The organism is Pseudomonas sp. zfem005 (assembly GCF_032621735.1).
Taxonomy (GTDB): Bacteria; Pseudomonadota; Gammaproteobacteria; order Pseudomonadales; family Pseudomonadaceae; genus Metapseudomonas; species Metapseudomonas solani.
The window spans coordinates 554,310-575,810 of sequence record NZ_JAVYJE010000004.1; the positions used below are offsets into that span (position 1 = coordinate 554,310).

General features: G+C 66.6%; 19 protein-coding genes and 1 tRNA gene. 12 read left to right on the forward strand and 8 right to left on the reverse strand.

Translation table 11 applies throughout. The features are described from left to right. Nucleotides 1-2 precede the first annotated feature (2 nt). Nucleotides 3-1,538, forward strand: coding sequence for a DHA2 family efflux MFS transporter permease subunit (locus RTW82_RS31825; RefSeq protein WP_021219561.1), 1,536 nt, complete (start codon nucleotides 3-5; stop codon nucleotides 1,536-1,538). 179 nt (nucleotides 1,539-1,717) lie between these two features. Here the strand turns inward: RTW82_RS31825 and RTW82_RS31830 are convergent. From RTW82_RS31830 to mobA, 3 genes are all read right to left on the reverse strand, one after another. Continuing rightward, nucleotides 1,718-1,794: transfer RNA gene (locus RTW82_RS31830), tRNA-Pro, on the reverse strand. Between the two features lie 190 nt (nucleotides 1,795-1,984). Beyond that, nucleotides 1,985-2,206: a YgdI/YgdR family lipoprotein gene (locus RTW82_RS31835; protein WP_021219560.1), complete on the reverse strand. Its 222-nt coding sequence runs from the start codon at nucleotides 2,204-2,206 to the stop codon at nucleotides 1,985-1,987. A 77-nt stretch (nucleotides 2,207-2,283) separates the two neighbouring features. Further along, entirely contained in the window at nucleotides 2,284-2,877 is a 594-nt protein-coding gene (mobA, locus tag RTW82_RS31840; protein WP_316925207.1) for a molybdenum cofactor guanylyltransferase MobA, read from the reverse strand. Nucleotides 2,878-2,948: 71 nt separating this feature from the next. On the opposite strand from mobA, the gene moaB reads away from it, so the two are divergent. Then, nucleotides 2,949-3,488 (forward strand): molybdenum cofactor biosynthesis protein B, encoded by a 540-nt coding sequence (gene moaB / locus RTW82_RS31845; protein WP_316925208.1) that lies wholly within the window; start codon nucleotides 2,949-2,951, stop codon nucleotides 3,486-3,488. Between the two features lie 23 nt (nucleotides 3,489-3,511). Continuing rightward, nucleotides 3,512-4,699, forward strand: coding sequence for a gephyrin-like molybdotransferase Glp (gene glp, locus RTW82_RS31850; protein ID WP_316925246.1), 1,188 nt, complete (start codon nucleotides 3,512-3,514; stop codon nucleotides 4,697-4,699). 186 nt (nucleotides 4,700-4,885) lie between these two features. On the opposite strand, the gene RTW82_RS31855 is transcribed toward glp, so the two are convergent. Then, nucleotides 4,886-5,908 carry an AraC family transcriptional regulator gene (locus RTW82_RS31855; protein ID WP_316925209.1) on the reverse strand — a complete coding sequence of 341 codons (1,023 nt, stop codon included), beginning with the start codon at nucleotides 5,906-5,908 and terminating at the stop codon, nucleotides 4,886-4,888. 131 nt (nucleotides 5,909-6,039) lie between these two features. Here RTW82_RS31855 and RTW82_RS31860 point away from each other — a divergent pair, with 131 nt between their 5' ends. The 3 genes from RTW82_RS31860 to RTW82_RS31870 are packed head-to-tail and all read left to right on the forward strand — an operon-like array spanning nucleotide 6,040 to nucleotide 10,791. Beyond that, on the forward strand, nucleotides 6,040-7,635 hold the full coding sequence (locus tag RTW82_RS31860; RefSeq protein ID WP_316925210.1) for an FAD-binding oxidoreductase: 1,596 nt from the start codon (nucleotides 6,040-6,042) through the stop codon (nucleotides 7,633-7,635). A gap of 2 nt (nucleotides 7,636-7,637) precedes the next feature. Continuing rightward, nucleotides 7,638-9,215, forward strand: a complete 1,578-nt coding sequence (locus RTW82_RS31865; protein WP_316925211.1) for a glycerol-3-phosphate dehydrogenase/oxidase — start codon at nucleotides 7,638-7,640, stop codon at nucleotides 9,213-9,215. A 16-nt stretch (nucleotides 9,216-9,231) separates the two neighbouring features. Continuing rightward, nucleotides 9,232-10,791, forward strand: a complete 1,560-nt coding sequence (locus RTW82_RS31870) for an FGGY-family carbohydrate kinase (protein WP_043243906.1) — start codon at nucleotides 9,232-9,234, stop codon at nucleotides 10,789-10,791. Between the two features lie 154 nt (nucleotides 10,792-10,945). Here RTW82_RS31870 and RTW82_RS31875 read toward each other — a convergent pair whose 3' ends face one another. Further along, nucleotides 10,946-11,644, reverse strand: coding sequence for a pirin family protein (locus tag RTW82_RS31875; RefSeq protein WP_184489219.1), 699 nt, complete (start codon nucleotides 11,642-11,644; stop codon nucleotides 10,946-10,948). Between the two features lie 208 nt (nucleotides 11,645-11,852). Between RTW82_RS31875 and yegS the strand changes: the two genes are divergently transcribed. The 3 genes from yegS (at nucleotide 11,853) to RTW82_RS31890 (ending at nucleotide 14,701) form a co-directional block, all read left to right on the forward strand. Continuing rightward, the gene (gene yegS / locus RTW82_RS31880; protein ID WP_021219551.1) at nucleotides 11,853-12,758 is read left to right on the forward strand and encodes a lipid kinase YegS; all 906 of its coding nucleotides are present in this window, start codon (nucleotides 11,853-11,855) and stop codon (nucleotides 12,756-12,758) included. 129 nt (nucleotides 12,759-12,887) lie between these two features. Continuing rightward, nucleotides 12,888-13,814: a chemotaxis protein CheV gene (locus RTW82_RS31885; protein WP_021219550.1), complete on the forward strand. Its 927-nt coding sequence runs from the start codon at nucleotides 12,888-12,890 to the stop codon at nucleotides 13,812-13,814. 83 nt (nucleotides 13,815-13,897) lie between these two features. Beyond that, the gene (locus RTW82_RS31890; protein WP_316925212.1) at nucleotides 13,898-14,701 is read left to right on the forward strand and encodes an MOSC domain-containing protein; all 804 of its coding nucleotides are present in this window, start codon (nucleotides 13,898-13,900) and stop codon (nucleotides 14,699-14,701) included. Nucleotides 14,702-14,773: 72 nt separating this feature from the next. Here RTW82_RS31890 and RTW82_RS31895 read toward each other — a convergent pair whose 3' ends face one another. Continuing rightward, complete coding sequence (locus RTW82_RS31895; protein ID WP_316925213.1) at nucleotides 14,774-16,702, reverse strand: transglycosylase SLT domain-containing protein; 1,929 nt, start codon at nucleotides 16,700-16,702, stop codon at nucleotides 14,774-14,776. Between the two features lie 180 nt (nucleotides 16,703-16,882). Here RTW82_RS31895 and RTW82_RS31900 point away from each other — a divergent pair, with 180 nt between their 5' ends. Continuing rightward, a complete protein-coding gene (locus RTW82_RS31900) occupies nucleotides 16,883-18,802 on the forward strand; it encodes an ATP-binding cassette domain-containing protein (RefSeq protein WP_316925214.1) in 1,920 nt (639 codons plus the stop codon). A 23-nt stretch (nucleotides 18,803-18,825) separates the two neighbouring features. Then, nucleotides 18,826-19,512, forward strand: coding sequence for a DUF6901 family protein (locus RTW82_RS31905; protein ID WP_021219546.1), 687 nt, complete (start codon nucleotides 18,826-18,828; stop codon nucleotides 19,510-19,512). Between the two features lie 20 nt (nucleotides 19,513-19,532). On the opposite strand, the gene RTW82_RS31910 is transcribed toward RTW82_RS31905, so the two are convergent. Beyond that, on the reverse strand, nucleotides 19,533-19,973 hold the full coding sequence (locus tag RTW82_RS31910) for a universal stress protein (protein WP_021219545.1): 441 nt from the start codon (nucleotides 19,971-19,973) through the stop codon (nucleotides 19,533-19,535). A gap of 87 nt (nucleotides 19,974-20,060) precedes the next feature. Between RTW82_RS31910 and RTW82_RS31915 the strand changes: the two genes are divergently transcribed. After that, nucleotides 20,061-20,498, forward strand: a complete 438-nt coding sequence (locus RTW82_RS31915) for a hypothetical protein (protein ID WP_316925215.1) — start codon at nucleotides 20,061-20,063, stop codon at nucleotides 20,496-20,498. 50 nt (nucleotides 20,499-20,548) lie between these two features. Here RTW82_RS31915 and RTW82_RS31920 read toward each other — a convergent pair whose 3' ends face one another. Beyond that, nucleotides 20,549-21,361, reverse strand: a complete 813-nt coding sequence (locus RTW82_RS31920; RefSeq protein WP_021219543.1) for a hypothetical protein — start codon at nucleotides 21,359-21,361, stop codon at nucleotides 20,549-20,551. Nucleotides 21,362-21,501 lie beyond the last annotated feature (140 nt).

The window sequence follows — 21,501 nt, forward strand, 5'->3', positions numbered from 1 at the left end:
CCATGAGCGAGAACGCAGCAGCCAGCTTCACCCCGCCGAACCTGGTGCTGGCCACCATCGGCCTGTCGCTGGCGACCTTCATGCAGGTGCTCGACACCACCATCGCCAACGTCGCCCTGCCGACCATCGCCGGCAACCTGGGAGTGAGTTCGGAGCAGGGCACCTGGGTGATCACCTCCTTCGCGGTGAGCAACGCCATCGCCCTGCCGCTGACCGGCTGGATGAGCCGGCGGGTGGGCGAGGTGCGCCTGTTCATCGGCGCCACGCTGCTCTTCATGCTGGCGTCCTTCCTCTGCGGCGTGGCCCAGTCGATGAACAGCCTGGTGGGTTTCCGCGCCCTCCAGGGTTTCGTCGCCGGGCCGCTGTACCCCATCACCCAGACCCTGCTGCTGTCGATCTACCCACCGGCGAAGCGGGGCATGGCCCTGGCGTTGCTGGCGATGGTCACGGTGGTGGCGCCCATTGCCGGGCCCATTCTCGGTGGCTGGATCACCGACGATTTCAGCTGGCCGTGGATCTTCTTCATCAACCTGCCCATCGGCCTGTTCGCCGCCTTCGTGGTCTACCAGCAGCTGCGCAAGCGGCCGGTGACGCTCAAACGCGAGCCCATGGACTGGATGGGCCTGGCGACCCTGGTGATCGGCGTCGGCGCATTGCAGATCGTGCTCGACAAGGGCAACGACCTGGACTGGTTCGAATCGAACTTCATCATCGGTGGCACGGTGATCGCGGTCATCGCCCTGGCGGTGTTCATCATCTGGGAGTTCACCGACCGCCACCCCATCGTCAACCTGCGGCTGTTCCGCCACCGCAACTTCACCGCCGGCACCGTGGCGCTGGTGGGCGGCTACGCGGCCTTCTTCGGCATCAACCTGCTGTTGCCGCAGTGGCTGCAGACCCAGCTCGGCTACACCGCGACCTGGGCCGGCCTGGCGGCGGCGCCCATCGGCCTGCTGCCGGTGATCATGTCGCCCTTCGTGGGGCGTTACGCGCAGAATTTCGACCTGCGCGTACTGGCCAGCCTGGCGTTCTTCGCCATCGGCGCCAGTTGCTTCATGCGGGCCTCCTTCACCACCGAGGTGGACTACCTGCACATTGCCCTGGTGCAGCTGTTCATGGGCTTCGGCGTGGCGCTGTTCTTCATGCCGATCCTCAGCATCCTGCTCTCGGACCTGCCGCAGAACGAAATCGCCGACGGCTCCGGCCTGGCCACCTTCCTGCGGACCCTGGGCGGCAGCTTCGCGGCCTCGCTCACCACCTGGATCTGGATACGCCGCGCCGACCAGCACCACGCCTACCTCACCGAGCACATCAGCGCCTACGAGCCCGGCACCCGCCAGGCCCTGGAGCAGATGGGCGGCATGAGCCAGCAGAACGCAGCGTCCCTGGACCACATCGTCACCGGGCAGGCGTACATGATGTCGACCATCGACTACTTCACGATGATCGGCTGGGTCTGCATGGGGTTGATCCTGCTCATCTGGCTGGCCAAGCCACCCTTCGGCGCCAAGCCCGGTGCGGCGGCCAACGCCCACTGAGGCAATGCGCACAGGTAGGTTGGTGCCGAGCGTAGCGAGGCCCAACACAACGAAGCCCGATGCCCTCGCATCGGGCTTCTTTTTGGGCGGAAGGAAGAGGGCGGTGGAAGGAAGGGAAGGGCGCTGACTTTTTCGCAGGCAATAAAAAACCCGCCTATAAGGCGGGTTTTTTCGGGATATGGTCGGAGCGACTGGATTCGAACCAGCGACCTTCTCGTCCCGAACGAGACGCGCTACCAAGCTGCGCTACGCTCCGTGGAATGAGCGCGCATTCTACAGAAAACTTTTTGGTCGACAAGGGGTTAGCTGAAATTTTTTTACCGGGGCAGGGCTGCCGCGGCGTCCGGGGGTATTGCCCTGTTGCAGGGGCCGGACAAAACGAAGCCCGCCTCGGGTGACCCCGCGACGGGCTTGTTCAGGCGACCGGGGAGGTCGCCGGATAAGGCTCAGAGTTCCTTGATGGTGCGGACCTGGTCCTTGTTGACCTTGGCGCGCTTGCCATCGAGTTGCTCGAACTCGTAGAAGCCGGAGTCATCGTCGTAATCGGGCTTGTCCACGGCCTGGATCTCGCGGCCGTCGTTCAGGGTGATCACGGTGGGGGACGAGCAGCCGGCCAGGGTGACCAGGCCGAGCGCGAGCACGAATGCGGGAATGATCCGCTGGTTCATCTTCCATCTCCTTGATGAATGAACGGGAGGTTCTCGGGCTCTGACGGAAAACCAGCCGGCAAAGTTCCGGAGCCGTTCTAGATTCCGGCTGATCCCTGGGTGCTACCCAGCAAATCCGGCGTATTCAGGTTGGCCAGGCGCGGGTCGCCCGCCGGGCATTCCACGGCGATCGGGTCGAGGGTGCGGAGAATGCGTTGCGGGCTGCGCTCACCGGCCTGCCAGGCCTGTTCGATCTGCGGCAAAAGGGCGCGCGGCAGCACGCTGAACAGCGGCTCCCAGTAGCCGCCCTGGTGCAGCATGACCGGCCGTTCGCCGGCTTCGCGCAGCAGCGAGTCGAGCAGCGCGGCGTCCACCAGCGGCGCGTCGCAGGGCAGCACCAGCAGGTGGTCGTGGCGCGCGGCGGCCAGCCCGGCTCGGATGCCGGCCAGGGGGCCCGGGTAGTCGGGGCTGTCGTCCGTCACCAGTTGGTCCGCCCATTGCGCGTAGCGCTCGGCGTTGCGGTTGCAGGAAATGATCAGGTCATCGGTGCGCGCACGGGTGGCGGCATGCAGCCAGGCGATCAGCGGCTGGCCGCGCCATTCCACCAGGCCCTTGTCGCGGCCGCCCAGGCGCTGGCCGCGGCCGCCGGCGAGCAGCAGAACGGAGCAGGGAAGGGGGGCGTTGCCGGGCATGGGCGGGCTCTCGGGAGGGGCGGCGCTGTGATATAACACCGGCCATTCTGTCCTACAACTGGAAGCCTGCCATGAACCACAAGGCCGAGGCGGTATTCGTGCCCCTGAACATCGCCGTTCTCACCGTCAGCGACACCCGCAGCCTGGAGACCGACACCTCCGGCCAGCTCTTCGTCGACCGCCTCACCGCTGCCGGGCACAAGCTCGCCGCCCGCGTGCTGCTGAAGGACGACCTCTACAAGATCCGCGCCCAGGTGGCGACCTGGATCGCCGAGGACGCGGTGCAGGTGGTGCTGATCACCGGCGGCACCGGCTTCACCGGCCGCGACAGCACCCCCGAGGCCATCGCCTGCCTGCTGGACAAGCAGGTGGACGGCTTCGGCGAGTACTTCCGGCAGATTTCCGTGGCCGATATCGGCACCTCCACCATGCAGTCCCGCGCCCTGGCCGGCCTTTCCAACGGCACCCTGGTGTGCAGCCTGCCGGGCTCCACCAACGCCTGCCGCACCGCCTGGGACGGCATCCTCGCCGAGCAGCTGGACAACCGCCACCGCCCCTGCAACTTCGTGCCGCACCTGACCCGCGCCGACGCCTGCGAGAGCCGCGGGTGAGCTGCTGCGACAACCCCGGCCTGATGCCGGTGGAAGACGCCCTGGCCCGGCTGCTGAAGCTGGCCGGGGAGGCTGCCATCCGCGAGCAGGAAGAGGTCGCCCTGGCCGATGCCGATGGCCGTGTGCTGGCCGAACCCCTGGTGGCCGGCCTCGACCTGCCGCCTTGGGACAACAGTGCGATGGATGGCTACGCCCTGCGCCTGGCCGATTGGAGTGGCGAGCCGCTGGTGGTCAGCCAGCGCATTCAGGCGGGCAGCGCCCCCTGCCCGCTGCAGCCGGGCACCTGTGCGCGCATCTTCACCGGCGCGCCGCTGCCCGAAGGCGCGGACACGGTGGAGATGCAGGAAAACGCCGAGGTGCTGGACGACGGCCGCGTGCGCTTCATCGAGCCCATGAGTGCCAAGCAGAACGTGCGTCCCAAGGGCCAGGAAACCCGCAGCGGCGAAACCGTGCTGGATGCCGGCACCCTGCTGGGCCCCATCGAAATGGGCCTGGCCGCCACCCTCGGCGCCGCACGCCTGCAGGTGCGCCGCCGGCCTCGCGTGGCGGTGCTCTCCACCGGTGATGAACTGGTTGCGCCGGGCCAGCCGCTCGGCCCGGGGCAGATCTACAACAGCAACCGCACCCTGCTCATCGCCTGGCTGCGCCGCCTGGGTTGCGAGGTGGTGGATGGCGGCATCCTCGCTGACGACCTGGAACTGACCCGCAAGGCCCTGGGCGAGCTGACCGGCGTCGATCTGATCCTCTCCACCGGCGGCGTCTCCGTCGGCGAGGCGGACTTCCTCGGCCTGGCCCTGCGCGAGGCCGGCGAGCTGGCGTTGTGGAAACTGGCGATCAAGCCGGGCAAGCCGCTCACCTTCGGCCACTTCCAGGGTGTGCCGGTGATCGGCCTACCGGGCAACCCGGCCTCCACCCTGGTGACCTTCGGCCTGCTCACCCGGCCCTACCTGCTGCGCCGACTCGGCGTGGACAAGGTCGCGCCCCTGGGCTTCCCGGTGCCGGCCGGCTTCACCTGGAGCAAACCGGGCAATCGCCGCGAGTACCTGCGCGCCCGACTCGAAAACGGCCGCGCGGTGATCTACCGCAACCAGAGTTCCGGTGTGCTGCGCAGCGCCGCCTGGGCCGAGGGCCTGGTGGAAGTGCTGGAAGGCACCACCCTCGCCGAAGGCGACAGCCTGCGCTTCATCCCGCTGAGCGAACTGCATGCCTGAACCCCGCAACCCGGACTTCGGTCCGGGCTGCAAGCGGGGTCCCGGGCTGAAGCCTGGGCTACATCAGCAGCTGTGTTGTCTTGCGTTGTTCCAGGGGTAGGTCGGGTGCAACCCGACAGCTCAGCTCGACACCCTCGCGGGTTTCACCCGCCCTACACACTGACCGGTGAACATGTCGGATGCGACTTAGCCCTGCCGCTTAGCCTCGCGGTATTCCCCCGGTGTCTGCCCTGTCCAGGTCTTGAAGCTGCGGTGGAAGGAGCGTGACTCGGTGAAGCCGAGGTAGCTGGCGATGTCCTGGATGGCCAGGTCGCTGCGCAGTAGGTAGTGCTCGGCCAGTTCCTGGCGCAGTTCGTCGAGGATCTGCTGGTAGCTGGTGCCGGCCTGCTGCAGGTGGCGCTGCAGGGTGCGCACCGTCATGTGGAATTTCTCCGCGACCCGTTCCTTGCGTGGCAGGCCGTCCTTGAGCAGCAGGCGCAGGGCGTTCTTCACCCGTTGCGGCAGGGGTTCGTCCTGGTCCAGCCCGGCCATCAGCGCCAGGGCATGTTCCTCGAGGGTGCGCAGCAGGTTGGCGTCGGCCTGGCGCAGGGGCACGCCGAGGTACTCCATGGGCACCAGCAGGGCGTTGCAGGCCTGGTCGAAGCGGATCGGGCAGCCGAAGACTTCTTCATAGTCCTCCAGGCGGGTGCCGGCGGGCTGGGCGTGTTCGAACCAGACCTCGCGGGGCGAGCGCTCCATGTCGGCGATCCAGCGGGCGTAGAGCAGCCAGGAGGCGAGCACGTTCTCCACCATGTGGCGGCGGATCTCCGGAGCTTCATGGCGGCAGTTCCAGATCAGGCGGATATGGTCGCCGACGGCTTCCATGCGGCTGGTGCCCATGTCGCCCACCAGTTTTTCGTAGGGGACGATGCGGCTCATGGCCTCGCCCAGGGTGGCGCAGTTCATGGTGATGTAGCCGAGCACGCTCCACGAGCCCGGCTGCACGAAGCGCGCGGAATGCAGGCCGAACAAAGGGTCGTCGGAGACCGCCATCAGGTGCTGCAGCAGGCGTTCATGGGCTTCGCTGGGCATGCGCTTGCCGTTGTCGGCCAGTTCCTCGGCGCGGATGCCGGCAGCGTCGAGCGCAGCGGCCACGTCCAGGCCGAGGTGCTCGGCATGGCGCAGGTACTTGAGCAGGGCGGGGACGGAGGTATAGCCGAGGGAATCCATGGTTTCTTCTTGTTCTGAATGTCTTGATTGGCGATAGCCACTGTCCCGATCCGACAGTGACGCCCTTGCGCGGCTGGCTAGTATAGGCACCCATTGAAAGCCTCCGAAACAACTCGAACAAGGAGATGGGCATGCGACGCTGGAACGGCTGGGGTGAAGAGTCGACCGTGGTGGAACTGCCGGCCAATGGCACGGATTTTCTGGCCCAGCGCGTCGGCGCCGGGCAGCGCCTGGACGACGCCACCCTGGCGCAAGTGCTGGCGCAGGTGCCGGCCTCGCGCCTGCCGCCCCATGTGCTGGTCAGCCAGGACGCCGAGGAGCGCGTGCGCCACGCCCGTGGCCAGAGCCTGCCGGATTGGCTGGCCATGCGTGAAGGCCGTTTCGAGGTGTTCCCCGATGGCGTCGCCTACCCCGAAACCGCCGAGGACATCCGCCAGCTGATGGCCTGGGCCCGGACCCACGACATCGTGCTCATCCCCTACGGCGGCGGCACTTCGGTGGCCGGCCACATCAACCCGCAGGCCGGCGAGCGGCCGGTGCTGACCCTGTCTCTCGAACGCATGAGCCGCCTGCTGGACCTGGACGAGCAAAGCCTGATCGCCACCTTCGGCCCCGGTGCCAATGGGCCGCAGGTGGAAAGCCAGCTGCGTGCCAAGGGCTACACCCTCGGTCACTTCCCGCAATCCTGGGAGCTGTCGACCATCGGCGGCTGGGTCGCCAGCCGTTCCAGCGGCCAGCAATCCCTGCGCTATGGCCGCATCGAGCAGCTGTTCGCCGGCGGCACCCTGGAGACCTTCGACGGCCCGCTGGAGCTGCCGACCTTCCCGGCCTCGGCCGCGGGGCCGGACCTGCGCGAAGTGGTGCTGGGTTCCGAAGGTCGCTTCGGGGTGATTTCCGAAGTGCGTGTGCGGGTCACCCGCCTGGCCGACCAGGAGAGTTTCTACGCCGTGTTCCTGCCCAGTTGGGAGCAGGCCCTGGCGGGCATCCGCGCGTTGGCCCAGGCGCGGGTGCCGCTGTCGATGCTGCGCCTGTCCAACGCCATCGAGACCGAAACCCAGCTGGCCCTGGCCGGCCACCCCGAGCAGATCGCCCTGCTGGAGAAGTACCTGGCCTTCCGCGGTGCGCGAGTTGGCAAGTGCATGCTGACCTTCGGCGTCACCGGCAACCGCCAGCAGAACGCCGTGTCGCTGCGCCAGGCGAAGAAGCTGCTGAAGGGCTTCGGTGGCGTGTTCACCGGCACCCTGCTGGGCAAGAAGTGGGCGGAGAACCGCTTCCGCTTCCCCTACCTGCGCCATGGCCTGTGGGATGCCGGCTACGTGGTCGACACCCTGGAAACCGCCACCGACTGGATCAACGTCGACAACCTGCTGAACAAGGTGGAAGCCAGCCTGCGTGACGGCCTGGCGGAGGAGGGCGAGCGCGTCCACGTCTTCACCCACCTGTCCCACGTCTACGGCGAGGGCTCCAGCATCTACACCACCTACGTGTTCCGTCCGGGCGCCAGCTACGAGCAGGCCCTGCAGCGCTGGAGCCGCCTGAAGCGCGCGGCCAGCGAGGTGATCGCGCACAACCGCGGCACCATCAGCCACCAGCACGGCGTGGGTCGCGACCATGCGCCCTGGCTGCCGGTGGAGAAGGGCGAGCGCGGCATGGCGGTGCTCAAGGCGCTGGCCGGGCACTTCGACCCCGAGGGCCGCCTGGCTCCCGGCGTGCTGATCCAGGATTGACCATGCAGCCCTGGAACGCGGCCTGGCGCGAGCGCGCGCTGCCGGAGCTGGCGGCGCGGGATTGGGACCTGATCGTCGTCGGCGGCGGCATCACCGGCGCCGGCATCCTCCGCGAGGCGGCCCGGCGTGGCTGGAAGTGCCTGCTGCTGGAGCAGCGCGACTTCGCCTGGGGCACTTCCAGCCGCTCCTCGAAGATGGTCCACGGCGGCCTGCGCTATATCGCCAAGGGCCAGTTCGGCCTGACCCGTGACTCGGTACGCGAACGCCAACGCCTGCTGGCCGAGGCGCCGGGGCTGGTGGACCCGCTGAGCTTCGTCATGCCCCACCGTGGCGGCTTCCCCGGCCCCCGCGTGTTCGGCAGCCTGCTGGCGGTCTACGACGCCCTGGCAGGCAAGCGCAACCACCTCTATCACTCACTGCAGCAGCTGCGCTTCCTCACCCCGGGGCTGGACGAGGCGAAGCTGCAGGGCGGCACCCAGTTCTTCGATGCGGTCACCGACGATGCGCGCCTGGTGATGCGCGTGTTGGCCGAGGCCCGGCGCGATGGCGGCGAGGCGCTCAATGGCCTGCGCGTGGTGGAGCTGACCCGCGAGCAGGGCCAGGTGGTCGGCCTGGTGGCGGAAGACATCGAGAGCGGCCAGCGCTACGCCCTGCGCACCCGCGCCGTGGCCCAGGCCACCGGTGCCTGGGCCGATCGCCTGCGCCGCCGCGAGGGCAGCGAGCACATCCGCCCCCTGCGTGGCAGCCACCTTTTACTGCCGGGCTGGCGCCTGCCGCTGGCCCACGCCATCAGTTTCATGCACCCGGCCGATGGCCGCCCGGTGTTCGTCTTCCCCTGGGAAGGCGCGACCGTGGTCGGCACCACCGACCTCGATCACCGCGACGAGCTGGACCTGGACGCGCGCATCAGCGCCGAGGAGGTGGACTACCTGCTGGCCGCCTGCCGCGAGCAGTTCCCCGCTGCCGCCATCGGGCGTGCGGACGTGCTCTCCACCTGGGCCGGCGTGCGCCCGGTGGTGAGCGACGGCGAGGCGTCGCTGAAGCCCTCCGACGAGAAGCGCGAGCATGCGCTGTGGACCGAGCCCGGCTGCGTGACCCTGGCCGGCGGCAAGCTGACCACCTTCCGCCTGCTGGCGCTGGAGGTGCTGCGCGCTTGCGCGGGCTTCAACGGCCGCACGGTGGATGATCTCGGCGCAGCGGTGTTCAAGCCGGCGCCGTTGGCGAGCCTGCCTGGCCTGGGCCCCTTGGCGCAGCGGCGCCTGGCGGGGCGGCATGGCCCGGAGCTCGCCGCTGTCGCCCGTTTGATCGATGAACTGGGCAGCGAGCGCGTTGGCGCCACCGATACCCTCTGGGCCGAATTGGCCTGGGCGGCGGAAGCCGAGCTGGTGCTGCACCTGGACGACCTGCTGCTGCGACGCACCCGCCTGGGCCTGTTGTTGCCCGGTGGTGGTGCGGCGCTGATGCCGCGCATCCGCACGCTGTGCCAGGCCCGCCTGGGCTGGAGCGATGGGCGCTGGGAAGACGAGGAACGGGCCTATGCTGCGCTCTGGCAGCGCAGCTACAGCCTGCCCGCAGAATAAGAACAAGGAATCCACCGTGAGCGAGAAGAGCTACCTGCTGGCGATAGACAACGGCACCCAGAGTGTCCGTGCGCTGCTGTTCGACCTGGAAGGCAACCTGGTGGGCAAGGGCAAGGTGCCGCTGGAGGCCTACTACTCCAAGCAGCCCGGCTGGGCCGAGCAGGATGCGGAGTACTACTGGTCGAGCCTCGCCGAAGCCTGCCGCTTGCTGTGGGAATCGGTGGATATCGATCGCAGCCTGATCCGTGGCGTCTCCGTCACCACCCAGCGCGGCACGGTGATCAACGTCGACGAACAGGGCACGCCGCTGCGCCCGGCGATCATCTGGCTGGACCAGCGCCGCGCCGAGGTCGAGGGGCGTATCAAGGGCCCCTGGGGCTGGCTGTTCCGCCTGCTGCGCATTGAGGGCACGGTGGATTACTTCCGCGCCCAGGCTGAGGTGAACTGGGTTTCGCAGCACCAGCCGGACATCTGGCAGCGCACCCACAAGGTGCTGCTGCTGTCGGGCTTCCTCACCCACCGCCTGTGCGGGCGCTTCGTCGATTCGGTGGCCTGCCAGGTGGCCTACCTGCCGTTCGACTACAAGCGCCTGGACTGGGCCTCGCCCAAGGACTGGAAGTGGCAGGCGATGCCGGTGCGCCGCGAGCAGCTGCCGGACCTGTTCAAGCCGGGCGAGCGCCTGGGCAGCATCAGCGCCGAGGCCAGCCGCCTGACCGGCATCCCTGAGGGCCTGCCGCTGATCGCCGCCGGCGCCGACAAGGCCTGCGAGGTGATGGGCTCGGGCGGGGTGGAGCCGGACACGGCCTGCCTCTCCTACGGCACCACGGCGACCATCAACACCACCCGTCGCAGCTACCTGGAAACCATCCCGCTGATCCCGCCCTATCCGGCGGCGATCCCCGATCACTTCAATACCGAGGTGATGATCTACCGCGGCTTCTGGATGGTCAGTTGGTTCAAGCAGGAGTTCGGCCTGCGCGAGATGCAGCGGGCCAAGGAGCTGGGCGTCGAGCCCGAGGCGCTGTTCGACGAACTGGTCAACAGCGTGCCGCCGGGCTCCATGGGCCTGATGTTGCAGCCCTACTGGACGCCGGGCATCCGCGAGCCGGGCCTTGAAGCCAAGGGCTCGATCATCGGCTTCGGCGATGTGCACACCCGCGCGCACATCTACCGCGCCATTCTCGAAGGCCTGGCCTACGCGCTGCGCCAGGGCAAGGAACGCATCGAGAAGCGCTCGGGCACGCCGATCAAGCGCTTGCGCGTTTCCGGTGGCGGTTCGCAAAGCGATGCGGCCATGCAGCTGACGGCCGATATCTTCGGCCTGCCGGCGGAGCGGCCACACGTCTACGAAACCTCGGGGCTGGGTGCCGCCATCGACTGTGCGGTCGGCCTGGGGTTGCACCCGGACTTCCCCACGGCGATAAGCGCCATGACCCGCGTCGGCCAGGTGTTCCACCCGGACCCGCAAGCGCAACGCATCTACGAGCGGCTCTACCAGGGGGTGTACCAGCGCATGTACCGGCAGTTGAAGCCGCTGTACCAGAAGATCCGCGAGATCACCGGGTACCCGGCCTGATGCGGTTGACGCATTGGGTCGGGTTCGGCACGGCGTTGCGGTGATGGGTTGATCGCGAATGAATTCGCTCCCACGAGGAGCGGGCGCCTGCCACGCAGGCAATGAAAAACGCCCCCGGAGCAGAACTCCGGGGGCGTTTTCGTTACGGCCTGGATCAGGCGACGTCCACCAGCACGATCTCGGTATCTTCGCTGGCGGTGAAGCTCAGCACCTCGACATCACGTACGGCTACGCCGTCGCGGGCTTCGGCGGCCACGCCGTTGACTTCGTAGCGACCCTTGGCGGCCACCAGGTAGGCCTTGCGGCCGTGTTCCAGGCGGTATTCCGCGGTCTGCCCAGCGGTCAGCGTGGCGGCCACCAGCCGGGCGTTGGCGCGGATGTGCAGGGCGTCGCTGCCTTCGTCTATGCCGCTGGCCAGGGTCACGAAGCTGCCGGCGCGCTCACCTTTCGGGAAGGGCTTGGCCCCCCAGGAAGGCGCGGCGCCGAACTCGGTGGGCATGATCCAGATCTGGAAGATCCGGGTGGTCTCGCCCTCGAGGTTGTACTCGCTGTGGGTGATGCCGGTGCCCGCGCTCATCACCTGCACATCGCCGGCTTCGGTGCGGCCCTTGTTGCCCAGGTTGTCCTGGTGGGTGATCGCGCCTTCACGGACGTAGGTGATGATCTCCATGTCGCGGTGGGGGTGCGGCGGGAAACCGCTGTCGGCAGCGATCTCGTCATCGTTCCAGACCCGCAGTTGGCCCCAGTTCATCCGCGCCGGATCGTGGTACTCGGCGAAGGAGAAGTGGTGACGGGCGTTGAGCCAGCCGTGGTGGGCGCCGCCGAGCTGGTTGAAAGGGCGTACTTCGATCATGGGAATCTCCTCAGTGCTCGCAGTGGGTTGGGCTCTGCGGCGTGTTGGAGGCCATTTTTCATCAAGTTCTTATCGACAAAAAGCGTAAATTATTCAACAAACAAATCGACATATTAGATATGTGTGTAATCCGCCTCCGACGCTTGTCTCATCTTGTTCTTACGGTCGAGGCCTATACTCGGCCGACTCACCCTGGATGGAGTGGCCCATGAGCGAGCGCAAGGCATTGCTGATCCTGCACGGCAAGCAGGCATTGAACGAGGACGTGCGAGCGGCCGTCGAGGCGCGCCGGGAGGCGGGTTGGGAACTGGCGGTGCGGGTGACCTGGGAGGGCGGTGATGCCGGGCGCATCGTCGAAGAGGCCCTGGCCGCCGGGTATCGCACGCTCATCGCCGGGGGCGGCGATGGCACCTTGCGTGATGTCGCCGAAGCCATGGCACTGGCGGACCAGGACGCCAGCCTGGCGCTGTTGCCCCTGGGCACCGCCAATGACTTCGCCCGGGCCGCCGGGGTGCCGCTGCTGCCCGGCGAGGCCCTGGCGCTGCTGGATGTGCCGCCGCGGCCCATCGACCTGGGGGAGGCCGACGGGCGGCTGTTCCTCAACATGGCCACCGGTGGCTTTGGCTCGAAGATCACTGCCAACACCTCCGAAGACCTGAAGAAGGTGCTGGGCGGCGCGGCCTATTTCCTCACCGGACTGACGCGCTTCTCCGAGGTGCATTCGGCCTTCGGTCGCTTCAAGGGGCCGGATTTCGAGTGGGAGGGCGAATTCCTCGCCGTGGGCATCGGCAACGGCTGCCAGGCAGGGGGCGGGCATGTACTGTGCCCGCGCGCCAAGGTCGATGACGGACTGCTGGAGCTCTGCATCGTGCCGGCCCCGCAGGATGTGGTCGGCACCCTGGGTACGCTGCTTTCGGGGGGCATCGGCGGGGTGGAGGCGGTGTCGGTGAGTGCGCGTTTGCCGTGGGTGGAGGTGGAGGCACCCGAGGGGTTGGACATGAATCTCGACGGAGAACCCATGGAATGCAGCAAGGTTCGCTTCAATGCGCGCCGCAACGCACTACGCTTACATCTGCCGGACGGTTCCCCGTTGCTGCAAGGCAGTGAGGGATGAGTGGCTTCTGGTGCCGTCGCGCCCCGTGGTGCATGATGGCGCCAAGCCATGATGGCTACAGTTCCAAGGCCTTCTGCCGATAAGCAACTGCAGCCGCAGTCTGGCTCGAACATCCAACAGGAGCATGCAATGGCCGGTATTCTCGACACAGTCGATCAACGTACCCAACTGGTGGGCGAGAACCGCCTGGAAATCCTCATGTTCCGCCTGGCCGGCCGCCAGCTGTTCGCCATCAACGTGTTCAAGGTGCAGGAAGTCCTGCAGCTGCCGAAGCTGACCCTGATCCCCCAGCGCCACCCCTTCGTCTGCGGCGTGGTCAACCTGCGCGGCCAGACCCTGCCGGTGATCGACCTGTCCCGCGCCATCGGCATGCGCGCGCTGGTGCCGGATGAGCGCAGCACCATCATCGTCACCGAGTACAACCGCTCGGTGCAGGCGTTCCTGGTGGGGGGCGTGGACCGCATCCTCAACCTCAACTGGGAATCCATCCAGCCGCCGCCCGGTGGTGCCGGTCGCCAGCATTACCTGACGGCGATCACCAAGGTGGAGGACCAGATCGTCGAGATCATCGACGTCGAGAAGGTGCTTGCCGAAATCGTGCCCATGAGCACCCGGGTGTCCGAGGAGCGCTTGAGCAACCCGCTGCTGGAGAAGGCCCGAGGCCGCGAAGTGCTGCTGGTGGACGACTCCAATGTCGCGCTGACCCAGCTGCGCGAAACCCTCTCGCAGCTGGGTATCCGCACCCATTCGGTCAGCGACGGCCTCAAGGCGCTGAACCTGCTGAAAAAGTGGGCCGACACCGGCGAGGTGATGACCGACAAGCTGCTGATGATCTTCACCGACGCCGAAATGCCGGAGATGGACGGCTACCGCCTGACCACCGAGATTCGCAACGACCCACGCCTGCGTGAGCTCTACGTGGTGATGCACACCTCGCTGTCCGGCAGCTTCAACGACGCCATGGTGAAGAAGGTCGGTTGCGACAACTTCCTCTCCAAGTTCCAGCCCGACAAGCTGGTGGACGTGGTGGCGGACCGCCTGAAGAAGGACGAATGATCTTTTCGTGGTGCCGGGGTTGAGGCCCCGGCCCACGATTCCGTATAAGTGGGCTTTCGCTGACCGTCCAAGGAAGCCGGCCCATGTTGCGTCTCTCCGCTCTCTATCGTTTCCCCATGAAATCCGCGATCGGCGAACGCCTGCAGCGTGCCGAACTCGATGGCATCGGCCTGGCCGGTGATCGACGCTGGATGCTGGTGGACGCGAGCAATGGCCGTTTCCTCACCCAGCGCGCGCTGCCGCAGATGTCGCAACTGAGCGCGCTGTGGAACGCCACCGGTGGCCTGACCCTGAGCACCGCCGGCCGGCCCAGCCTGGATGTGGCCCTGCCAGACCCGAACAGCGACCTGCGCGGCACCTTCATCTGGAAGGACTCGATGCTGGTGCCTGACGCCGGTGACGAGGCCGCTGCCTGGCTCAGCGAGTTCATCGGCAAGCCGTGCCGCCTGGTGCATGTGCCCAACGAGCGGGCACGGGACATCCCCGGCAGCCTGCTGCCCGAGGAGAAGGTCGGTTTCGCCGATGGCTTCCCGCTGCTGCTGATCGGCCAGGCCTCGATGGATGACCTGTCCAGCCGTGTTGGCCGCCCACTGGAGATGCTGCGCTTCCGCCCCAACCTGGTGGTGGAGGGCAGCGCGCCCTTCGCCGAGGACGAGTGGAAGCGCATCCGCATCGGCGGCGTCGAGTTCAGCGTGGCCAAAGGCTGCACCCGTTGCATCCTCACCACCATCGACCCTGCCACCGGCGAGCGCAGCCCTGACCGCGAGCCCCTCACCACCCTCAAGACCTACCGCGAGCGCGAAGGCGAGCTGTACTTCGGGCAGAACCTGATCAACCGCAGCACCGGCACGCTGGAAGAGGGCATGGAAGTGGAAGTCCTGGAGTAAGACTCCGCGCTGCAACGGCTGCACAAACGAAACGGGCGCCCCATGGGCGCCCGTTTTGCGTTTCGGCTTCGATCACTGGTCGTCGAAGAAGCGCTCGTGCCAATCCACCAGGGGCTGCGGGGCGTTGAGCTTCTGCCCGTAGATGACGGAGTAGGACAGCACGTTCTGTACGTACTGGCGGGTTTCGTCGAAGGGGATGCTTTCCACCCAGACGTCGAAGGCCAGGTGGTTGGCGCCTTTGAGCCATTGGCGCACGCGGCCGGGGCCGGCGTTGTAGGCGGCGGAGGCGAGCACGCGGTTGCCGTTGAACTGGCCGTGCACCTGGCTGAGGTAGGCGGCGCCGAGCTGGATGTTGACGTCCGGGTTGAGCGCCTGTTGCGGTGAGGCGAGGGGAATGCCGAACTTGCGCGCGGTCTCCTTGGCGGTGCCGGGCATCAGTTGCATCAGGCCCATGGCACCGACGCCGGAGCGGGCGTCGGCCATGAAGGCGCTTTCCTGGCGGGTGATGGCGAACACCCAGCTGGAGTGCAGGCCACGCAGGCGTGCCTGCTGGGTCAGGGCACCGCGGTGGGCCATGGGGAAGCGGATGTCCAGGTCGTCCCAATACTGGGCCTGGCTGATGGTGCGGATGGCCGGGAAGTACCACTGCATGTCGTAGGCGAGTTTGGCCTGGGCGACCATTTCGTCACGGCTGAACAGGCGGCTGACGTAGTACCACTCGCGGCGACCGTCGACGATCTGGCCGCGATCGTGGAACTCCAGGGCACGGCGGATACCGGCGGTGTTGCGCACCTTCTGCACCAGGCGCGGGTCCAGGGCCAGCGGCTTGTTGTTGAGCTGGTAGGGCGTCTGGATGCGGTCGGCGGCGAGGAAGCCGTAGAAGTCACGCTCCTTTGCCAGGGGCTGATAGAGGCGGGCGGCTTCGGCGCTCTGCGGCTGGGCCAGTTGCAGGGAGCGGGCCTGCCAGTAGCGCCAGCGGTTGGTATTGGCCAGCTCGGCGGGCATCTGCTTGGTCAGCTTGTAGGCGTCGTCCCACTGGCCCAGGCGCAGCAGCAGGCGCGCGCGCCATTCGCTGACGGTGTTGTCGCGCAGCTTGGGGTCGTACTGGGTCATGAGCTTGAGGGCGCGAGGGTCGTAGCGCTTGGCCAGGGTGAGGCCGATCTCGCGGGCGATGGCGACCTTCTCGCTGCTGGAGAACTTCATCCGCGCGGCGTAGCCATCCAGCAGGGCCATGGCCTTTTCCGGATCCTGGCGGGCCAGGCGGCGCAGGCCGAGGCCGACCACATCGCCCATGGCCTTGTCGGCCGGGGCGAAGCGGGCGGTCTGGCTGAGCATCTGCGGGTTCTGCGCGACATCCAGCAGCAGCTTGCCCTGGGTCTGAAGCGTTGGCAGGCCCTTCACCAAGAAGCTGGCGAGGCCATAGTTGCGCGCCTCGGCGGCGAGCTTGGCGCGGCGCCAGCGCATCTGCTCGGTCATCTGGCCTTCGGCACGCCACAGGTCGAAGAGCACGTCACAGGCCTCGGGCTGGGACTTGCCCACCAGCCAGAGTTTCTCGGCGCTCTTGTAGCCTTCGGCCTTGAGGCCGTTCTTGATCTGGTACTGGCCGTAGAGGCAGTCCAGCTCGGTGAAGTTCATCTTCGGGTCGTAGTAATTGACGAAGGTCTTCCATTCGCCGCGCTCGGCCAGCCAGCGCAACCAGCGCAGCTTCATCCAGTTGGCTTGGGGCAGGTCGCCGTGCTCGGCGAGGAATTTCTCGATCTCGTCGTTGCTGGCCCACTTCAGGCGCGCCGTCAGCTCGTCGTAGGCCAGGTAGGGCTCCAGCGGGTAGTTGGCCAGGGCATTGGCGTAACGCTTGTAGGGGCCGCTGTCACCCTTGGCCAGGGCTCGCTTGGCCTCGTCGTACATCTGACGTTGCTGGGCAAGGGGGACCGCTTGGGCTGCATCGAGGGTGACGGTGGTGAGAAGCAGGCAGGAGAACAGGCTGAGCAGACGACCGCGCATGACACTTCCGGGTAGATAAATCGTATGGGGCAACGGCCTGGCCGCCACCGGATCTGCGTAGCTTAGCCTGTTGCCCTGCCCGGGTGAAATCGGATGCGGTGGAGGAAACATGATGAAAAAATGGCGGATATGCCAAGGCGCAAACCGGGTAGAATGCGCCCCCTGTTTTCGGAGGCGCCCATGACCCTGCTCAAGTTCAGCGATGTATCCCTTGCCTATGGCGCCATGCCGTTGCTGGACAAGGTGTCATGGCAGATAGCCCGTGGCGAGCGGGTGTGCATCATCGGCCGCAACGGCACCGGCAAGTCGAGCATGCTGCGCCTGGTGAAGGGCGACCAGCATGGCGATGACGGCGAGATCTGGCGCGCCCCTGGCCTGAAGATCGGCGAGCTGCCGCAGGAGCTGCCGCGTGCCGACGATCGCACCGTGTTCGACGTGGTCGCCGAGGGGCTGGCTGGCGTCGGCGCGCTGCTGGCCGAGTACCACCACCTCAGCCAGAACATCCATAGCGACGAAGACCTGAACAAGCTGATGCACGTGCAGCAGGAGCTTGAGGCGAAGGATGGCTGGCGCCTGCAGCAACTGGTGGACAGCACCCTGAGCCGCCTGCAACTGCCGGCCGACAAGACCCTGGCCGAGCTGTCCGGTGGCTGGCGTCGCCGCGTGCTGCTGGCCCAGGCGCTGGTTTCCGAGCCCGACCTGCTGCTGCTGGACGAGCCGACCAACCACCTGGATATCGGCGCCATCGCCTGGCTGGAAGAGGCGCTGATGGGCTTTGGCGGCGCCGTGCTGTTCATCACCCACGACCGTTCCTTCCTGCAGAACCTTGCAACGCGCATCCTCGAACTGGATCGCGGCCACCTGATCGACTGGAACGGCGACTACGCCAGCTTCCTGGTGCACAAGGAGCAGCAACTGGCGGCGGAAGAGACCGCCAACGCGCTGTTCGACAAGCGCCTGGCCCAGGAGGAAGTGTGGATCCGCCAGGGCATCAAGGCCCGTCGTACCCGTAACGAAGGGCGTGTGCGTGCGCTGAAGGCGATGCGCAGCGAGCGTGCCGAGCGCCGCGAGCGTCAGGGCAAGGCCAATATCCAGCTGGAGACCGCCGACAAGTCCGGCAAGCAGGTGATGGTCGCCGAGAACGTGGGCTTCGCCCATCCGGGCGGCGCGCCGCTGATCCGCGATTTCTCCCTGGTGCTGCAGCGTTCCGACCGTATCGGCCTGCTGGGCGCCAACGGCACCGGCAAGACCACCCTGCTCAAGCTGCTGCTGGGCGACCTGGAGCCGACCAGCGGCACGATCGAGGTGGGCACCAAGCTGGAAGTGGCCTATTTCGATCAGTTGCGTCACCAGCTTGAGCCCGAGAAGACGGTGATCGACAACATTTCCGAAGGCCGCGATTTCATCTCCATCGATGGCCAGAACCGCCATGTGCTGAGCTACCTGGGCGACTTCCTGTTCAGCCCGCAGCGTGCGCGTACACCGGTCAAGGCTCTGTCGGGCGGCGAACGTGCGCGCCTGCTGCTGGCCAAGCTGTTCAGCAAGCCGGCCAACCTGCTGGTGCTGGACGAACCGACCAACGACCTGGATGTGGAAACCCTTGAACTGCTGGAAGAGGTGCTGCTGAACTTCCCGGGCACCGTACTGATGGTCAGCCACGACCGGGCCTTCCTGGATAATGTGGTGACCAGCACCCTGGTGTTCGAAGGCGAAGGCCGTGTGCGTGAGTACGTGGGTGGCTACCAGGACTGGCTGCGCCAGGGCGGTTCGCCGCGCCTGCTGGGAGTGGGCGAGACCAAGTCCGGCAAGGCCGAGCCCACCGCCACCGTCGCACCGGCTCCGGTGGCCGCCGCCCCTTCAGTGAGCGAGGCCGAGGCGCCGAAGAAGAAACTCAGCTACAAATTGCAGCGTGAGCTGGAAGCGCTTCCCGGCCAGATCGAGACCCTGGAAGCGGAGATGGCAGCGGTACAGCAGGAAATTTCCGACCCGGCGTTCTACCAGCGGCCTGCGGAGCAGACCCGCACGGTACTGGAGCGCTTCGAGAAGCAGCAGCAGGAGCTGGATCGCCTGCTGGAGCGCTGGGCCGAACTGGACGACTGAAGAATCACCGAGCTGGAGAGCCCATGGCTGTCGAGTACCGCATCACCCTGGATGACGAACACGAGTTCAGCTATCGCATCGAGCTGGATCGGCAGTACGACGAGGAGCGCGCGCTCGCCGCGCCGAAGTGGACGCGCCTGGAGTTCCAGCAGTGCAGCAACTGCCCGCTGTCCAAGGACAAGTTCAGCCATTGCCCGGCGGCGGTCGACCTGCACCGGGTGATCGAGGACTTCCATGGGCTGCCGGCCTTCAAGAAGGCGGTGTTCCTGGTGCGCACACCGGAGCGTGAATACACCAAGCAGGTGGGGCTGGAAGAAGGGCTGCGTGCCCTGCTGGGCGTGATCATGGCGACCAGCGCCTGCCCGGTGCTGGGCCGGCTCAAGCCGATGGCCCATCAGCATCTGCCGTTCGCCAGCAACCAGGAGTTCATCCTGCGCGCCGTGTCCCTGTATCTATCGCGGCAGTACTTCAACTTCCGTGAAGGCCGGCATGCGGATTGGGAGCTGAAGGGGTTGGTGCGCCTGTTCCAGCAGTTGCAGCTGGTCAACCAGGCGTTCTGGCAGCGTATTCACGATGTGTGCGATGGCGATTCGAACCTGAAGGCCTTCCTGACCTTCTTCTCCATGGCCTCGAGCATGACCTACTCGCTGGAAACCCAGTTGCAGAAGATCCGCCCGCTGGTGATGAGCGCCGACGAAGGCTTCTTCTGAAGCCTCCGCCGGCTGCTGGGTCAGTCGGTTTTCTTCAAGCGTACGGCGATCACGTCGCAGGGCGCGCCGTGGAGCACATCGTTGGCGGTGGAGCCCAGGAGCAGGGCGAGGCCGTGGCGGCCGTGGCTGCCGACGACGATCAGGTCGCAGCCCTGTTCTTCGGCGAGGCGGTGGATTTCCTGGCGGGGCTGGCCGTAGGCCAGGTGGCGCTGTTCGGCGAGCAGTTCAGGGTAGAGGCCGGCGAAGCCGTCCAGGCGTTCGCGGGCCTGTTCGAACTGTTGTTGCTGGAGCATCGAGAGGTCCATGGGCACATCGCCGCCGAAGGCCATGGCCATGGGTTCGACGATGTGGACCAGCGACAGCCTGGCCTGAGTCGCCTGGGCGAGGGCCTGGGCGCGGCGCACCACCGGGTGGCATTCATCGGTGAGATCGACGGCGACCAGAATGTGCTTATAGGGCATGGGTGACTCCTCCTTAAGGTTTGCGCTTGAACTCAGTATGGCCGCCATGGGTGCCTGGCGGCATGATTTTCATCATGGGATGACGTTATGACCCTCTGGTTGGTGGTATTTCTCCTGCTCGCCGTGCTCAGCCCCCTGGTCTGGTTGCTGCCGTCCAAAGGGCAGCGTGGCCGCATGGAGCTGCGCATGGAGGCGCGACGCATGGGGTTGGCCATGCAGCTGTCGCGCCAGGAGTGGCCGCACTGGCTGCCGGTGGAGCCGCCTCATTCCTGTGCCCAGTACCATCGCCCGCGTCCCCGCGGGGCGCCTGGTGCCTGGTGCTATTGGCAGGTGGCGCCTGGGCAGTGGCAGAACCAGTGGCGCGAGCCTTTGGAAGACCCGGCCATGCTGGCGCGATTCCAGGGGTTGCCGGCTGATGTCTACAAGATCGAGGCGAATGCGCAGATGATCGCACTGTGCTGGGGCGAGCGGGGCACGCCCGAGGACCTGCAGCGCATCGCCGACGTGCTGCGCGCGGTGGTGTGAGCTTGAGGTGACCCGGGCCGCGCAATGGGCCCGGGTGACGGCGGGGCGCTTCAGAGCTGCGTGGCGGCGTATTGGGCGGAGACGCCTTCGAGCCCGTCGATGATGCTGTCGGAGTACTTGTTGATCAGGAAGGGCACGCTGTTCTCGTTGTAGTTCTGCAGCGATTTCTCGATGTAGCGCCACTTGGTGCCGATGCTGGTCAGGGCTTGCTTGATCTCCGGGGTGTTCTTCGGCTGCTGCTCCAGGGCGTTGAGCTGGCCGGCGAAATCGCGCGCCAGTTCGTCGATGGGCTTGCCTTCGCCGCCGCCGAAGAAGGAGGCGCCGACCGAGGCGCTGCGCGAGGCGTAGTCGACGGCGATGGTCTGCATCAGCAGGCTTTGCTCGCGGCTTTGCTGGGTCAGCGGGGGAACGTTGACGCCGCTTTCCTGCTGGATCTTTCCGTACAGCTCCTTGGCCAGGGCCAGCAGCTTCTGGTTGCGCGCGGTCATGTCGGCGATGGGCTGAAGGTCGGTGAAGCCCTTGGTCTTGAGCGCCACGACGAGATTGGTCAGCTCGCCAGAGTAATCCTTCCATTGCTGGTTGAGTTGCGCGCTGAGGGCCTTGGAGCCGTCGCCGGGCATCTCGGTCAGTTCCTTGAGGCGCGCATCGGCTTGCTGGACGGACTCGTCGATCATCCGCGCATAGCGCTGATCACCTTCCATGCCGTTGTACATATAGAAGTCGCCCAGGCTCTTCTGCGCGGCGAGACGCATCTGGTGCAGTTTGAGCAGGCTTGTTGCGGGGTCGGCGGCTTGAGCGGGAATTGCGAAGGTGGAAAGGGTGAGCAGGGTGCCCAGCAGAATGGCAAGCGTACGGCTCGTCATGTCGCTACTCCGTGTGCCTCTAGGGGCTTCATCTAGTTGTTTTTGTTATTCGGCCTGTCCCGGCCGTATCGGGCGACTCTAACCTGCTGCGCTGGCGTTTGGCTAGCGTGCTGCAGGTCACGTTATTGAGCCTCCCGTCG

Excerpts from the sequence above, each read along its gene's own strand:
- RTW82_RS31825 (WP_021219561.1), top strand. The coding sequence starts at position 3 with ATGAGCGAGAACGCAGCAGCCAGCTTCACCCCGCCGAACCTGGTGCTG.
- RTW82_RS31835 (WP_021219560.1), bottom strand. The coding sequence starts at position 2,206 with ATGAACCAGCGGATCATTCCCGCATTCGTGCTCGCGCTCGGCCTGGTC.
- mobA (WP_316925207.1), bottom strand. The coding sequence starts at position 2,877 with ATGCCCGGCAACGCCCCCCTTCCCTGCTCCGTTCTGCTGCTCGCCGGC.
- moaB (WP_316925208.1), top strand. The coding sequence starts at position 2,949 with ATGAACCACAAGGCCGAGGCGGTATTCGTGCCCCTGAACATCGCCGTT.
- glp (WP_316925246.1), top strand. The coding sequence starts at position 3,512 with ATGCCGGTGGAAGACGCCCTGGCCCGGCTGCTGAAGCTGGCCGGGGAG.
- RTW82_RS31855 (WP_316925209.1), bottom strand. The coding sequence starts at position 5,908 with ATGGATTCCCTCGGCTATACCTCCGTCCCCGCCCTGCTCAAGTACCTG.
- RTW82_RS31860 (WP_316925210.1), top strand. The coding sequence starts at position 6,040 with ATGCGACGCTGGAACGGCTGGGGTGAAGAGTCGACCGTGGTGGAACTG.
- RTW82_RS31865 (WP_316925211.1), top strand. The coding sequence starts at position 7,638 with ATGCAGCCCTGGAACGCGGCCTGGCGCGAGCGCGCGCTGCCGGAGCTG.
- RTW82_RS31875 (WP_184489219.1), bottom strand. The coding sequence starts at position 11,644 with ATGATCGAAGTACGCCCTTTCAACCAGCTCGGCGGCGCCCACCACGGC.
- yegS (WP_021219551.1), top strand. The coding sequence starts at position 11,853 with ATGAGCGAGCGCAAGGCATTGCTGATCCTGCACGGCAAGCAGGCATTG.
- RTW82_RS31885 (WP_021219550.1), top strand. The coding sequence starts at position 12,888 with ATGGCCGGTATTCTCGACACAGTCGATCAACGTACCCAACTGGTGGGC.
- RTW82_RS31890 (WP_316925212.1), top strand. The coding sequence starts at position 13,898 with ATGTTGCGTCTCTCCGCTCTCTATCGTTTCCCCATGAAATCCGCGATC.
- RTW82_RS31895 (WP_316925213.1), bottom strand. The coding sequence starts at position 16,702 with ATGCGCGGTCGTCTGCTCAGCCTGTTCTCCTGCCTGCTTCTCACCACC.
- RTW82_RS31900 (WP_316925214.1), top strand. The coding sequence starts at position 16,883 with ATGACCCTGCTCAAGTTCAGCGATGTATCCCTTGCCTATGGCGCCATG.
- RTW82_RS31905 (WP_021219546.1), top strand. The coding sequence starts at position 18,826 with ATGGCTGTCGAGTACCGCATCACCCTGGATGACGAACACGAGTTCAGC.
- RTW82_RS31910 (WP_021219545.1), bottom strand. The coding sequence starts at position 19,973 with ATGCCCTATAAGCACATTCTGGTCGCCGTCGATCTCACCGATGAATGC.
- RTW82_RS31915 (WP_316925215.1), top strand. The coding sequence starts at position 20,061 with ATGACCCTCTGGTTGGTGGTATTTCTCCTGCTCGCCGTGCTCAGCCCC.
- RTW82_RS31920 (WP_021219543.1), bottom strand. The coding sequence starts at position 21,361 with ATGACGAGCCGTACGCTTGCCATTCTGCTGGGCACCCTGCTCACCCTT.